Origin of the sequence: Arcobacter sp. YIC-80, from assembly GCF_044841725.1 — a bacterium.
Taxonomy (GTDB): Bacteria; Campylobacterota; Campylobacteria; order Campylobacterales; family Arcobacteraceae; genus Arcobacter_B.
In genome coordinates this window covers 23,390-38,019 of sequence record NZ_JBJBSI010000001.1, presented here as the reverse complement: position 1 = coordinate 38,019, position 14,630 = coordinate 23,390, and the positions used below count along the sequence as shown (strand labels likewise).

Below are 14,630 nucleotides of genomic sequence, written 5' to 3'. Positions count from 1 at the left end.
AATGAAGAATTTAAATTTAGAAATCAAAGATAGTATTGCAAGAATTACTTTTGACTTAGAAAATGAAAAAGTAAACAAACTATCTACAAAAGTCTTAAGTGAATTTGATGAGACTTTAGATGTAATAAAAAACAATTCTTCTATAAAAGCTCTTTTAGTTCAAAGTGCTAAGAAAAATATTTTTATTGCTGGTGCTGATATTGAAGAGATTGAGACTTTAAGTAAAGAAGAAGAGATTTATGAACTTCTTATGAAAGTACACTCTATTTTTAATAAATTAGAAAATCTTCCATTTCCATCTATTGCTTATATAAATGGTGCTTGTATGGGTGGAGGTTTAGAATTAGCTTTAGCTTGTACATATAGAGTTGCCACAACAAGTTCTAAAACTAAACTTGCTTTTCCTGAAATAAAACTAGGAATATTCCCAGGTTTTGCAGGATGTTTAAGAGCTCCAAAAATAGTAGGACTTGTAAATGCCTTAGATATCATATTAAGTGGTAAAAACCTTGATGCAAAAAAAGCTTATAGAATAAAACTTGTTGATGAGATTTTTGATGATGGACAAAAAGAGTTTAAACTTGAAGATTTCATACAAAAAGCTATAAAAAATGAAGTAAAAAGTAGAAAGAAATTTGCTTTACTTGAAACATGGCCTTTAAGAGAAATAGTATTTTCAAAAGCTTATAAAAATTTAGAGAGAAAAGTAAATAAAGATTTCAAAGCTCCTTATGTAGCGCTAGAAGTTATAAAAGATACTTTTGCAAGATCATTTAATGAAGGTTTAAAAGTAGAAGCAAGAGAGTTTTCAAAAATAGCAATAACTCATGAATCAAAAAACATGATAAAACTATTTTTTACTTTCCAAAAACTAAATAAAAATTATGAGAAAACTTCCAATCCTATAAATAATGCTGTTATTTTAGGAAATGGAGTTATGGGTAAAGGTATTATTTGGCTATTTTCTAAATATCTTCAAAATGTAAGAATCAAAGTTAGAAAAATTGAGCAAATTCATAGCATTTTAAAAGATGTATCTAAAATATATGATTTCTTAGTAAAAACTAGAAGAATGACAGCAAATCAAGTTGATTTTAAACTAAATAAAATCACTTACACAGATAAGTTTGAAGGTTTAAAAAACAGTGATATTGCTATAGAAGCTATTATTGAAGATGAAAAAGCAAAAAAAGATGCTTTTAAAAGCTTAGAAAATAGTATGAAAGATGATGCAATTATTGCTACAAATACCTCATCTATATCTATTGAAAAACTATCAAGTGATATTAAAAACAAAGAAAACTTCTTAGGAGTTCACTTCTTTAATCCTGTAAATATGATGCCACTAGTAGAAGTAATACCAACTTCACATACATCAAAAGAGACTATAAACAAAGTTTTTGAACTTTTAATCTCTTGTGGTAAAACTCCTATTTTAGTAGGAGATTGTGCAGGATTTATTGTAAATAGAATTTTACTTCCTTATTTAAATGAAGCTGCATTTATTTTAGAAGAGCATGGAGATATTAAACATATTGATAAACTTATCAAAAACTTTGGTATGCCAATGGGGCCTTTTACTTTAGCTGATACAGTTGGAATTGATATTGGTTATAAAGTTGCTACTATTTTAAATGAGGCTTATGGTCAAAGAATGCCAGTAGCACCTATAATAGAGAAAATCTACAACAAAAAAGAATTAGGAGTTAAAACAGGTTCTGGTTTTTATACATACAAAAATAAAAAAGTACAAGATATAAATACTAATGTTACGTCTATGCTAGATAACAAGAGTAAAATTTTAAATGACGAGGATATTATTAATAGATGTATATTTATTATGATAAATGAAGCCTCAAGATGTTTAGAAGAAGGAATTGTTGATGATCCAAATATTATAGACTTTGCTATGATTACAGGAACAGGTTTCCCTCCATATAAAGGTGGACTTTGTACTTTAGCAAATAAAATTGAGATTAAAAATGTTGTTAAAAGTTTAGAAAAATATGAAAGAACTTATGGGGAAAGATTTAAACCAAGCTCTTTATTATTAAAACTTCAAGAACAGGACAAGAACTTCAATACAGGAGAAACATTATGGAAACACTAATTTTAATTTTAATACTTTTAGTTTTGGGATATATGAGTTTCCCATTATATGCTTATTTTACAGTTGTTGGAGTTTATTCATTAATATTCTTTGACTTTGGTGTAATATCTTGGCTTATATTCTTTGCTTTAGCTGCATTATTTTTAATTCAGCCTTTAAGAATAAAGTTTATTACACAAAAGCTAGTTAATTTTATAAACAAAAATGGTTTACTTCCAAAAATTTCACAAACAGAAGAAGCAGCACTTCAAGCAGGTACAAACTGGATTGAATCAAGTTACTTCAAAGGAAGAGTAAATTTTAGTGAAGTTTTAGAAGAAAAAGTCACTGAATTAACACAAGAAGAACAAGCCTTTTTAGATAATGAAGTTGAACAATTATGTGCTATGACTACGGATTGGCAAATCTTCCAAGATAGAGATTTAAGTCCAGAAGTTTGGCAGTTTATCAAAGATAAAAAATTTTTTGGAATGATAATTCCTAAAAAATATGGTGGTCTTGGATTTAGTGCAACTGCACACTCAAAAGTGATTGAAAAGCTTGTATCAAGATCTCAAGTTTTAGCTATTACAGTTATGGTTCCAAATTCACTTGGACCTGCTGAGTTAATAGAAAAGCATGGGACAAATGAACAAAAAGATAAATACCTAAAAGATTTAGCAACAGGTAAGCAAGTACCTTGTTTTGGTCTTACAGAACCAAATGCAGGAAGTGATGCAACATCAATTAAATCAAATGGGGTTTTATTCAAAGATGAATCAGGAAAAATAAAAATAAAACTTAACTTTGAGAAAAGATATATTACTTTAGGAAATATAGCAACACTTATTGGTCTTGCATTTGTTTTAAAAGACCCTGAGCATTTACTAGGTGAGGAAGAGAATCTTGGAATTACTTTTGGTTTAGTTGACCATAAAAAAGATGGTGTTGATAATTCAAGAAGACATGACCCTCTTACAATTCCTTTTGTAAACTCACCTTTATATGGTAAAGATGTAATTATTGATTTAGAAGATATTATTGGTGGAATTGATGGTATTGGTAAAGGTTGGCAAATGTTAGTTGAATCTTTATCTATAGGTCGTGGTATTTCACTTCCTTCTGTATCTTTAGGTGGAAGTAAATATGCTTTAAATATTGTAAGTTCATACTCACAATTAAGAGAACAATTTGGATTAAGTATCAACCACTTTGAAGGTGTTGAAGAAAAAATTGCTAAAGTAGCTGCTTTTACTTATATGTTAAATGCAAGTAGAAACTATACTTTAGATGCAATTGATAATGGTCAAAAACCAGGTGTTATTAATTCAGTTATGAAATATCATGCAACTGAGAAGTTTAGAGAAGTTATAAATGACTCTATGGATGTTTTAGGTGGTAGTGCTATTATTAGAGGTAAAAACAATCTATTAGCTCATGCTTATTTTGCTTTACCTATTTCTATTACAGTTGAGGGAGCAAATATCTTAACTAGAAATTTAATGCAATTTGGACAAGGACTAATAAAATCTCATCCATATATTTATAAACAAATAAACGCTTTAAAAGCAAACAATGTTGAAAGTTTTGATAAAGGTTTCTTTTCCCATGTAGGTTTAGGATATACATCATTTTGTAAAAGTTTATTTTACTATTTTACAAGAGCTTATATCGTTTGTGAAAAAGGTGAGTTTAGTAGATACAAACAAAAAGTAACTTGGGTTAGTTCAGAATTTACATTTTTAACAAACCTTGCCTTAGGTATTTTAGGACCTGCACTTAAAAAAAGAGAAAATATTAGTGCAAGATTTGGAGATATACTTTCAAACCTTTATTTAATTACTGCAACATTAAGAGAGTTTGAAAACAATCCAAAAGAAGAACATAAAGACTTAGTTAAATATATTTGTGATTATTGTTTCAATGATATTCAAATAGCAAGAGAAGAAATAATCTCAAATCTTGGTGGTTTATCTTGGCTTTTACCAATAGTAAAACTAAATCCTTTTGGAGTAAAAGCAGCAGATAAATTAAATGCAAAAATTATAAATACTTTAAACAATGAAGATAGTTTAAAAGAGCTTTGTTCAAATATTTTTATAGATAAAAATGAAGAAGATAGATTCTCAAAACTTCAAAAAGCAGTTAAATTAAATAGACAAAACCAAGATAATTTTAAAATTCTCAAAACTGCTATAAAAGAAAAAAATATAGAACAAGGTGAGTTTAAAGATATGGTTGAACAATTGATTCAAAAAGGTTTAATCACAGAAGAAAAAGCAACATCAATGATTCAAGCACATGAACTAAAACAAGAAGTTGTAAGTGTTGATTCTTTTAAAGTTGACGAATATAAGGCTTCACGATGAAAAAAAAAGATTTGCTAATAAATACTAATGGTTATATTTTAAGTTTGCTAGAAAAGATTTTAGATGCAAATGTACAAATAAAAGGTATTGAAAATATACCTAAAAATAATCCTAGAATATTTGTAGCAAATCACTTTACAAGAACCGAAGCAATGCTTGTACCTTATACCATGTATAATCTAACAGGGAAAAAAGTAGGAGTTATTGCTGATGATTCACTATTTAAAACCTATTTTGGAGATTTTTTAAGCAATTTAGGTGCTATGAAAAAATCAGACCCCCTAAGAAACAATCATATTATAGGAGATTTAGTTACGTCATGTAAAGACTGGATGGTTTTTCCAGAAGGAAGAATGGTAAAAGCAAAAGATATAGAAAAAATAGGTAAACACTTTTGTGTAAAGATAGATGGAACTTGTCAAAGAATTTATACAGGTGCCAGCTATTTTGCCCTTCTCTCTCAAGCTTTAAGACAAGACTATTTTAACCATAAAATAAAGAATTTCAAAAAATTTCAAAGAAAGTATTTTATAAATGATTGTAGTGAAATAAATGAAAATGATACAATGATAGTACCTATTAATATTTCTTATTCAAAAATTAGAAATGGCAGAAACTTTTTAATTGATATGGTTGAAAAGCTTATAGATAATATAGGTAAAAACTTCAAAGAAGAGTTAGAAATAGAAACTAATATAGTTTTAAATTCTAAAATTATTATTCAGGTGTTAGAACCTATTAGTACAAAGCAACTTCTTCAAGCCTATCAAAATGAACCTAATCACTCTAAAACAATTAGTGCTATTAGATATGAAACTACACATAATTTTATGAATACAATTTATCAGTCATTAACTATCAATTTTGATCATATTTTTATTTTAGTACTTTTCTTATATCCAAAAAAAAGAATTAATATAAAAGTATTTAAAAGATTGATTTATTTAGTAATAAATAAACTAAGAAACCGAAACTATTTTTTAGATGATGATATTGATAAAGATTTAATTTATCTAATCTCTTATGAAAAATATGAACAGTATGAAGAAGTTTTAAAAATAGCAATAGATGATGATATCTTATATGATGCGAATGATGAATATATAATCAATAAACAAAAACTTCTAGCTAGTTATACTCATCATACAATAAGAATAAAAAACATTTTAAAAGTAATTTTAAATGAAGTTTTAGTAAATGAGAAAGTTGTAAAAATAACAAAAGACTATGTAGAAAATAGTGAAGATAAAATAAATAAAAAAATCGTAAAACTTCTTATAAAACAACAAAAAGATTCATATTTAAAAAGTTATATGAAGTTTAAAGAGTTTGCAGATGTAAAAAATATTGATATTGGAGAAAATAAATATTTAGACTTAGAAACAAGTGATACTTGTATTATTACAGTACATGGTTTTTCTTCAAGCCCAAAAGAAGTTGAACAATTAAGTATTTATTTACACTCAAATGGTTTTGCTGTTTACTCCCCAAGATTGGATGGACATGGAACTAGCCCAGAAGATTTGAAAAATAAAAAATGGGAAGATTGGTACAAAAGTGTATCTCAAACAATAACTATTGCTTCTATAAAATATAAAAAAGTATTTATTATTGGATTTTCAACAGGAGGATTATTGTCACTTCTTAGTGCAAATAAGATATATCATGAATTTACAGCTATTGTTTGTATAAATGCTGCATTAAATCTAAAAGATATCAGAGTAAAAACTCTTTTACCTGCTGTATCTTTTTGGAATGAAATTGTAAAACTATTTAATAGCAATGAATATTCAAAAGATTATATAGAAAACAATTCTGAAAATCCAAAAGTAAATTATGATAAATTTTATGTTGATTCAATTAAGCAATTAAGTATCTTAATGGATAAAACAAGACAAAAACTAATAAATGTAACTCAACCTTGCTTAATTATTCAAGCAAAAGATGATCCTATAGTTAATGCAAGTAGTGCTTATGAAATCTTTGAAAAGATAAGTTCAAAAGATAAAGAACTTGTTATTACAGAAGATAATAAGCATATTATAATAAATACAGATGGAAAAGAAGAGCTTTTTGAAATAATTCTAAAATTTATTAAAAAGAATCTATATCCACAGTTTTTACACTAAAAAGTTTTAGTATAATTATAAAAAAGAATAAAGGAAACATTATGAAGTTATTGAAAAATCTTTTTTTAGTAACTCTTATATCTTTAATTATTGTAGGTTGTACTCAAAAAACACCTTACACAAATAGGTCTCAAATGATTTTTATGTCACCTAAAGAAGAGTTAGCATTGGGTGAAAGATCATACAAACAAGCCTTATCTAAATCAAAAGTACTTAAGAATACTAAAGATGCAAGAAGAGTTAAGAATATTGGTTTAAAAATTGCACAAGTTGCTAATAGACCTGATTTTAAATGGGAATTTAAACTTGTAGAAAATAAAGCAAAAAATGCTTTTTGTTTACCTGGTGGAAAAGTAGTAGTTTATACAGGAATTTTAGAAGTTGCACAAAATGATGATCAATTAGCAACAGTAATGGCACATGAAGTTGCACATGCATTAGCTAGACATGGAGCTGAAAGAATGAGCTCTGCTATGGTTCAACAAGGACTACAAGTAATTGGAAATGTAGTATTAGCTTCAACTGCACCTGAATATACAAATGTGTTTAATCAAGCCTATGGAGTAGGAACTCAACTAGGAGTTATGCTTCCTTATGGAAGACTACAAGAAAATGAAGCCGATGAAATAGGTATTTATCTTATGGCAAAAGCAGGTTATAATATACATGAGGCTTTAAATTTTTGGAAAAATATGAGTAAAGGGAAAAAACAAACAAATGAGTTTTTCTCAACACACCCAAGTTCAAGTACAAGAATAGCGAACATTCAAAGAGTTATTGAAAAAATAAAAGCAAAAGGTATTTCAAAATCTAGAAGTTTAACTACACAAAATAGTAGTAAAAGTAATCTTTTAGGGAAAAAAGTATATTAAAAACAAAGAGAATTTACTCTTTGTTTTTATAGTCTAAATTAAGCCATATTTGTATAAACAGCTTGAACATCATCATCATCTTCAAGTTTTTCTAATAACTTTCCAATCTCTTCTTGTTGTTCTTTTGTAAACTCTTGAGGATTATTTGAGATTCTCTCTAATTTAGCTTTTGTAAGTTCAATTCCCATATCTTCAAATGCTTTATTTAAAGTACCAAAATCTTTATAATCAGCTGTAACTAATACAATTCCATCTTCTTCTTCGATTTCTTCAAGTCCTGCATCAATTAATTCTAGTTCTAACTCTTCTAAATCCATATCATCAGTTTTGTTAAATTCAAAGATAGCTTTTCTATCAAACATAAACTCTAATGAACCAGTTGGTGCCATTGAACCACCATTTTTATTAAAGTGCATTTTTACATTTGCTACTGTTCTTGTATTATTATCTGTCGCAGTTTCTACAAAAATCAGTACTCCATGAGGTCCTTTACCTTCAAAGTTTACATCTGTATAATTTGCTGAATCTTTTCCAGTTGCTCTTTTAATAGCTGCTTCAATATTTGTTTTTGGCATATTTTCAGCTTTTGCATTTAAAATAGCAGTTCTTAATGCTGAGTTCATTTCAGGATCAGCTCCCCCTGCTTTTGCAGCTATCTCAATAGTTTTTGCTAATTTAGGGAAAACTCTAGACATTGCTCCCCATCTTTTCATTTTTGCGGCTTTTCTATATTCAAAGGCTCTACCCATAAAAAATACTCCAATTATGTTTTTTGTGGGGATTATAACAAGTTTGTAATAAAGATGTCATTATTTAAAGTTTACATTCACCTGAAAATGAGGGATGAGTCATATTTTCAGGTTTTAAATATTCATCCAACTGTTCTTTTGAAAGTAATTTTTTTTCTAAAACAATATCATATACACTTCTATTTGTATCAAGTGCTTCTTTTGCAACAGCAGTTGCATTATGATAACCTATATATGGATTAAGTGCTGTAACTAAACCAATAGAGTTTAAAACTTGGTTTTTACATACATCTTCATTTGCTGTAATTCCATCAACACATTTAAATGCCAATGTTTCAAAGGCATTACACATCATATTTACAGATTGAAAAAGATTGTAGGCTATTATCGGCTCGAAAACATTTAACTGTAACTGTCCACCTTCACTAGCTAAAGAAATAGTTGTGTCATATCCTATTACTTGGAAAGCTACTTGATTTACAACTTCTGGAATTACTGGATTTACTTTTCCTGGCATGATTGAACTTCCTGGTTGCATTTTTGGAAGATTTATTTCATTTATTCCTGTTCTTGGACCAGAACTTAAAAGTCTTAAGTCATTACATATCTTTGATATTTTTGTAGCAATTGATTTTAAAACCCCTGATACATGAACAAAAGTAGAAGTATCTTGTGTGGCTTTTACTAAATCACAAGCTGTTACAAAAGGTCTATTTGTAACTTCTTCTAATTTCTCTTTTACAAGTGCTGCATATTTTGAGTCTGTATTTATTCCTGTTCCTATTGCTGTACCACCAAGATTCATTTGTGCAACTAAACCTTTTGCCATTTCGATTACTTTTATATCATCATCTATCATTAAAGCAAAAGAGTTAAACTCTTGTCCTAGTGTCATTGGAACTGCATCTTGAAGTTGAGTTCTCCCCATTTTTATAATATTTTCAAACTCTTTTGCTTTTGATAAAAAAGACTCTTTTAAAGTTTTCATTTTATTTTGAAGTTTACAAAGGTATTCATAAAGAGCTAATCTTACAGCTGTAGGATATACATCATTTGTAGATTGAGACATATTTACATGATTGTTTGGATGAATAAACTCATATTCACCTTTTTTCTTTCCTATTAATTCTAATGCAATATTAGCTATTACTTCATTTGCATTCATATTTGTAGAAGTTCCAGCTCCTCCTTGAATAACATCTACTATAAACTGCTTATGATATTTTTTTGCAAAAAGTTCATCACAAGCAGAACAAATTGCATCACATATCTTATCATCAAGAAGTCCTAGTTTATTATTTGCTAAAGCAGAAGCTTTTTTTACTTGTGCTAAAGCAATAATAAGTTTTGGAAAGTTTGATAAAGGAACACCTGAAATTGAAAAGTTTTCTTTTGCTCTTAAAGTTTGAATTCCATAATAATATTTATTTGAAATCTCTTTTTCACCTAATAAATCACACTCAATTCTATATTTATTCTTCATAATAATCCTCAAAACAATTTAATAATTATTATTTTACACTCTTTTTCTATTAGTTTGTTTAAACTTAAAAAAGATTTTGTTACAATTTAGAATGATAATTAAAAAACTACTAACACTTATTTTATTATGCAATTTTATGTTTGCGCAAGAGATTAAACTATACTTTGAAAAAAACACTATAAAAAATGCACAAACTGCACTTTTAAGGCTTCAAGCAATAGATATAAAAGAACCAAAATTAACTCTTTTAGATAAAGAACCTTTTAATCTAAATTTTAAAAAAAATAGTTTTAAAAAAAATGAATATTATGCTTTAATACCAATTTCATATTATAAAAAACCAAAAAAGTATAAAGTTATTATTTCTTATTTTAAAAGTAATAAAAAATATTTCAAATCAATAAAACTAAATGTAATAGATGGAAAATATAAAAGCGAAACTATAAATGTTTCAAAATCAATATTTAAACCAAGTAAGAAAAGAGTTCAAAGAACAAAAAGAGAATATAAAGAAGCTATGGATATTTACAGAAGTGTTAGCGATAAAATTTTATGGAAAGAAAATTTTATTTATCCTATAAATTCCAAAATTACAAGTGCATTTGGAACAAAAAGAGTTTATAACAATGAACTTAAATCATATCATAGCGGTACAGACTTTAGAGCACAAATAGGAACACCTATTTTTGCTTCAAATTCAGGAATTGTAAAAATCGCTCAAAATAGATTTTACGCAGGAAATTCTATAGTAATTGACCATGGTCACGGAGTTTATTCTTGTTATTACCACTTAAGTAAAATGAATTTTAAAGTGGGTGATTTTGTGAAAAAAGGTCAAAAAATAGGTCTCAGCGGAGCAACAGGTAGAATCACTGGACCTCATCTACATTATGCTTTTAGAATAAATGGCATTCAAGTAGATCCACTTCAAGCAATAAAAGTATTAAATACCTTGAATAATTAATAATATTTTACTTCAACATATTTTCTACATTTTTTTTATATAATATTTAATAAAAATACAAGGAAATAAATTGAAAGGTATTATTCTATCAATAATTATTGCTTTTACTTTTAATGCTTGTGCAACAAAAGATAATGGCAAAATACAAACACCAAATCCATCAGCAACTACAAAAACTACAACTGTAGAAAAAGTTGCTTCTTATGAAGATGACTTTGGAAGTGAATTTGATAATGAGTTTTCACAAGAAACACAAAAGGAAGTCTTTGACCCTTTAAGTGGTTACAATAGAGCTATGACTACATTTAATGATTTTTTATTTATGAATGTAATGAATCCTATTGCAAAAGGTTATGCTTATGTATTACCTCAAACTGTAAGAGTTGGTGTCTCAAACTTTTTTGACAACTTACTTTTTCCAATAAGATTTACAAATAATTTACTTCAATTAAAATTTGAAAACGCAGGTGTTGAGCTTGGAAGATTTGTAGTAAATAGTCTTTGGGGATTAGGTGGATTTATGGATCCAGCTACAAATGAACTTGGTTGGAAACAGTATGATGAAGACTTTGGACAAACACTTGGTTATTATGGAGTAGGAAGTGGTTTCCACATAGTATTGCCTATCTTAGGCCCATCAAACTTAAGAGATATGTTTAGTATGGTTCCAGATGGATATATAAGTCCTATTTCAACAACAGGTTCAAGTGATATTCCTTATAAAATACCAAATAATAATCTTGAAGCTATGGGAATTATGGGTCTTAAAACAACTAATAGTATTTCATTAAAACTAGGTCAATATGAAAATATCAAAAAAGATGCTTTAGATTTATATCCTTTCTTAAGAGATATATATGAACAAAGAAGAAATCAACAAATTAAGGAATAAGTAATGAAAAATATTTTAAAAGTTTTACTTTTAATAACTGCACTATTTACAAGTGCAAGTGCTGTAAAAAAAGATGAAATAGTAAATGTAATGACATCTAAAGTTGATAGTGCATTAGATGTTTTAAAACAAAAAGATTTAAGTACTACAAATAAAGCAAATAAAATTTTTGCTTTAATTGATGAAGTTTTTGATTATGAACTTATGGGTAAGATTTCTTTAGGTAAAGAAACATGGCTTAAAATAAATAATGCTCAAAGAGCAGAGTTTTTAAAAGCTTTTGAGAATAAACTTAAAAACTCTTATGTTGACAAATTAGAACTTTACACAGATCAAAAAGTAAAAATTCTTGAATTAACACCATATAAAAAATCAAGATTACAACTAAAAACAGAAGTTGTAGGAAAAGATGAAATTTATAAAATAAACTATAATTTTTATCAAAATAGAAAAAGTAATGAATGGTTTATCTATGATGTAGATTTATTAGGTGTTAGTATTGTGCAAACTTACAGAAAACAATTTGCAGGACTTTTAAAAGAAAAAACTTTTGATGAACTACTTGTGATTTTAAAAGACACAAAAAAATAGATGATTAAAAAACTTTATGACAGAATAATTTTTAAATATCCAATTGCAGTAATAATAAGCTTATTACTTGCAGTTGGCATTTTAGGATACTATAGTACAAAACTTGAAATTGACGCTTCTGCTGAAACTTTACTTTTAGATGATGACAAAGATTTAAAATTTGTTAGAGAAGTTAGTAAAAGATATCATAACCCAAATTTTTTACTTGTAACTTTTAGTCCAAATGATGATTTATTATCTTCAAATAGTCTTGAAACAATTAAGAATATGAGTGATGATTTTTTACAAATCGATGCAATTACAAAAGTAACCTCAATTTTAAATGTTCCTCTTCTTCAATCGCCAGTTAAACCAATAGCAAGTTTGGTTGATGGAGTTAATAAAATAGAAGATGGAAACTTTAATAAAGAACTTGTAAAAAAAGAGTTTTTAAATTCAGAACTTTATACAAATACTTTAGTAAGTGAAACTTATAAAACAACTGCCTTAGTTTTAAGTTTAAAAGATGATGAAAAATATAGAACATTACTTGAAAAAAGAAACTCTTTACTAAAACTTAAAAGAGAGGGTAAAATTACAAATGAAGAGAAAGAGCTATTAAATAAAACTATTATTGAGTTTAAAAAACATAGAGATTTTACAAGAGCAAAAGAGAGTCATGATATACAAGCTATTAGAGATATCATAAAAAAATATGATTCAAATGGTACTATCTTTTTAGGTGGTATAAATATGATAGCCAATGATATTATTGGTTATGTTAAAAATGACCTTTTAATTTATGGTTCTACTTTAGTTTTTTTACTTATCACAATTCTTTGGATTATTTTTAAAAATCTTAGATGGGTTGTTTTACCCATAACTATATGTTTACTTTCTGTTGTATCTACAGCAGGTATTTTAGGCCTATTCTCCCTTGAAGTTACTGTTATATCTTCTAATTTTATTTCATTACAATTAATAATTACTTTATCAATTGTACTTCATTTAATCGTAAGATATAGAGAATTAAATAATAAATATAAAAATGCAAGCCAGTATAAGTTAGTAATCAATACGGTTTTATCAAAATTAAATCCATCTTTTTTTGCTATTCTTACTACTATTACAGGTTTTGCTTCATTAGTTTTATCAAAAATACAGCCAGTTAAAAATTTAGGTTTAATGATGAGTGCTGGTATTGCGATATCTCTTATTATTGCATTTATTGTTTTTCCTATTATTTTGATTTTCTTGCAAAAAAAAGCTGAAAAAAATACAAAATTAAAACAAGCCACTTTTGCACTTATCCCAACTTGTATTAAAACAGTTGAAAAAAGAGGTTCATTTATTATTGTTTCAAGTATTTTACTTGTGATTTTCTCTTTAACTGGTGCATCTAAACTTATAGTTGAAAATAGCTTTATTAATTATTTTAAGAAAGATACTGAAATATATAAAGGGATGAAAGTTATTGATGAACAGTTAGGAGGAACTACTCCTTTAGATGTAATCATTAAATTCAAAGAAGATAAGAAAGTACAACAAAAAAGTACAAATGATGAATTTAGTGGTTTTGATGATTTTGAAAATGAATTTTCACAAGATACTAATAATGAACAATATTGGTTTACAGCAGATAAAATGGAAACAATAAAAAAAGTTCATACATATTTAGAATCTTTAGATGAAATAGGTAAAGTTCAATCTCTAGCTACATTACTTAGAGTAGGTAAACTACTAAATGAAGGAGAAGCTTTAGATGGTGTTACTTTAGCTTTACTTTATAATAAACTGCCTCAAGAGTATAAAAATATCATTTTAAATCCTTATGTAAATATAAAAAATAATGAAGCTAGAGTTACAGTTAGAATCATGGACTCAAATCCACAATTAAGAAGAAATGAACTTATAAATAAAATAAACAAGGATTTAGAAGAATTGATAAGTACAGAATATACTTCATTTAGATTATCAAATCTTATGATTTTATATAATAATATGCTTCAATCTCTATTTGATTCTCAAATCAATACATTAGGCTTTGTAATTGTTATTTTGTTTATTATGTTTTTAATATTATTCAAATCTTTTAAAATTGCTGTTGTTGCTATTTTAGCAAATATTATTCCAATATCTGCCATATTTGGGATTATGGGTTGGCTAAATATTCCTTTAGATATTATGACTATTACAATTGCTGCTATATCTATTGGTATTGGTGTTGATGATACTATTCATTATATCCATAGATTCAAAGAAGAGTTTAAACATGATCATAACTATTTAAATAGCATGAAAAGAGCTCACGAAAGTATTGGTTATGCTATGTACTATACATCTTTAGTGGTTATAGTTGGTTTTTCAATTCTAGTTTTATCAAACTTAATTCCAACTATATATTTTGGTCTTTTAACAGTAGTAGTAATGGCAACTATTTTAGCTTCTGCTTTACTTTTACTTCCAAGACTTCTTATAATATTTAAACCCTTTAAAAAAGTAGTTTAATAGCT

General features: G+C 26.9%; 10 protein-coding genes. 8 read left to right on the top strand and 2 right to left on the bottom strand.

Annotated features, from left to right (window positions below):
* Position 1 precedes the first annotated feature (1 nt).
* The 4 genes from ACH5BK_RS00205 to ACH5BK_RS00190 are packed head-to-tail and all read left to right on the top strand — an operon-like array spanning position 2 to position 7,459.
* A complete protein-coding gene (locus tag ACH5BK_RS00205) occupies positions 2 to 2,110 on the top strand; it encodes a 3-hydroxyacyl-CoA dehydrogenase NAD-binding domain-containing protein (RefSeq protein WP_404303690.1) in 2,109 nt (702 codons plus the stop codon).
* Complete coding sequence (locus tag ACH5BK_RS00200; RefSeq protein ID WP_404303688.1) at positions 2,098 to 4,458, top strand: acyl-CoA dehydrogenase; 2,361 nt, start codon at positions 2,098 to 2,100, stop codon at positions 4,456 to 4,458. The genes ACH5BK_RS00205 and ACH5BK_RS00200 overlap by 13 nt, the downstream gene beginning before the upstream one ends.
* Complete coding sequence (locus ACH5BK_RS00195; RefSeq protein ID WP_404303686.1) at positions 4,455 to 6,587, top strand: alpha/beta fold hydrolase; 2,133 nt, start codon at positions 4,455 to 4,457, stop codon at positions 6,585 to 6,587. The genes ACH5BK_RS00200 and ACH5BK_RS00195 overlap by 4 nt, the downstream gene beginning before the upstream one ends.
* A 41-nt stretch (positions 6,588 to 6,628) precedes the next feature.
* Positions 6,629 to 7,459: a M48 family metallopeptidase gene (locus ACH5BK_RS00190; protein WP_404303685.1), complete on the top strand. Its 831-nt coding sequence runs from the start codon at positions 6,629 to 6,631 to the stop codon at positions 7,457 to 7,459.
* A gap of 38 nt (positions 7,460 to 7,497) precedes the next feature.
* Here ACH5BK_RS00190 and ACH5BK_RS00185 read toward each other — a convergent pair whose 3' ends face one another.
* Positions 7,498 to 8,208 carry a YebC/PmpR family DNA-binding transcriptional regulator gene (locus ACH5BK_RS00185; RefSeq protein ID WP_404303684.1) on the bottom strand — a complete coding sequence of 237 codons (711 nt, stop codon included), beginning with the start codon at positions 8,206 to 8,208 and terminating at the stop codon, positions 7,498 to 7,500.
* Between the two features lie 64 nt (positions 8,209 to 8,272).
* Positions 8,273 to 9,691 (bottom strand): aspartate ammonia-lyase, encoded by a 1,419-nt coding sequence (aspA, locus tag ACH5BK_RS00180; protein ID WP_404303683.1) that lies wholly within the window; start codon positions 9,689 to 9,691, stop codon positions 8,273 to 8,275.
* A gap of 136 nt (positions 9,692 to 9,827) precedes the next feature.
* Here aspA and ACH5BK_RS00175 point away from each other — a divergent pair, with 136 nt between their 5' ends.
* The 4 genes from ACH5BK_RS00175 to ACH5BK_RS00160 all read left to right on the top strand — a co-directional run bounded on the left by ACH5BK_RS00175 (position 9,828) and on the right by ACH5BK_RS00160 (position 14,625).
* Positions 9,828 to 10,655: a M23 family metallopeptidase gene (locus ACH5BK_RS00175; protein ID WP_404303681.1), complete on the top strand. Its 828-nt coding sequence runs from the start codon at positions 9,828 to 9,830 to the stop codon at positions 10,653 to 10,655.
* A 70-nt stretch (positions 10,656 to 10,725) separates the two neighbouring features.
* Positions 10,726 to 11,547 (top strand): VacJ family lipoprotein, encoded by an 822-nt coding sequence (locus tag ACH5BK_RS00170; protein ID WP_404303680.1) that lies wholly within the window; start codon positions 10,726 to 10,728, stop codon positions 11,545 to 11,547.
* A gap of 3 nt (positions 11,548 to 11,550) precedes the next feature.
* The gene (locus ACH5BK_RS00165) at positions 11,551 to 12,138 is read left to right on the top strand and encodes an ABC transporter substrate-binding protein (protein WP_404303678.1); all 588 of its coding nucleotides are present in this window, start codon (positions 11,551 to 11,553) and stop codon (positions 12,136 to 12,138) included.
* The gene (locus ACH5BK_RS00160; RefSeq protein ID WP_404303677.1) at positions 12,139 to 14,625 is read left to right on the top strand and encodes an RND family transporter; all 2,487 of its coding nucleotides are present in this window, start codon (positions 12,139 to 12,141) and stop codon (positions 14,623 to 14,625) included.
* Positions 14,626 to 14,630: the final 5 nt, after the last annotated feature.

Coding starts and splice junctions, on each gene's coding strand:
- ACH5BK_RS00195 (WP_404303686.1), top strand. CDS start 4,455: ATGAAAAAAAAAGATTTGCTAATAAATACTAATGGTTATATTTTAAGT.
- ACH5BK_RS00205 (WP_404303690.1), top strand. CDS start 2: ATGAAGAATTTAAATTTAGAAATCAAAGATAGTATTGCAAGAATTACT.
- ACH5BK_RS00190 (WP_404303685.1), top strand. CDS start 6,629: ATGAAGTTATTGAAAAATCTTTTTTTAGTAACTCTTATATCTTTAATT.
- ACH5BK_RS00185 (WP_404303684.1), bottom strand. CDS start 8,208: ATGGGTAGAGCCTTTGAATATAGAAAAGCCGCAAAAATGAAAAGATGG.
- aspA (WP_404303683.1), bottom strand. CDS start 9,691: ATGAAGAATAAATATAGAATTGAGTGTGATTTATTAGGTGAAAAAGAG.
- ACH5BK_RS00160 (WP_404303677.1), top strand. CDS start 12,139: ATGATTAAAAAACTTTATGACAGAATAATTTTTAAATATCCAATTGCA.
- ACH5BK_RS00165 (WP_404303678.1), top strand. CDS start 11,551: ATGAAAAATATTTTAAAAGTTTTACTTTTAATAACTGCACTATTTACA.
- ACH5BK_RS00200 (WP_404303688.1), top strand. CDS start 2,098: ATGGAAACACTAATTTTAATTTTAATACTTTTAGTTTTGGGATATATG.
- ACH5BK_RS00175 (WP_404303681.1), top strand. CDS start 9,828: ATGTTTGCGCAAGAGATTAAACTATACTTTGAAAAAAACACTATAAAA.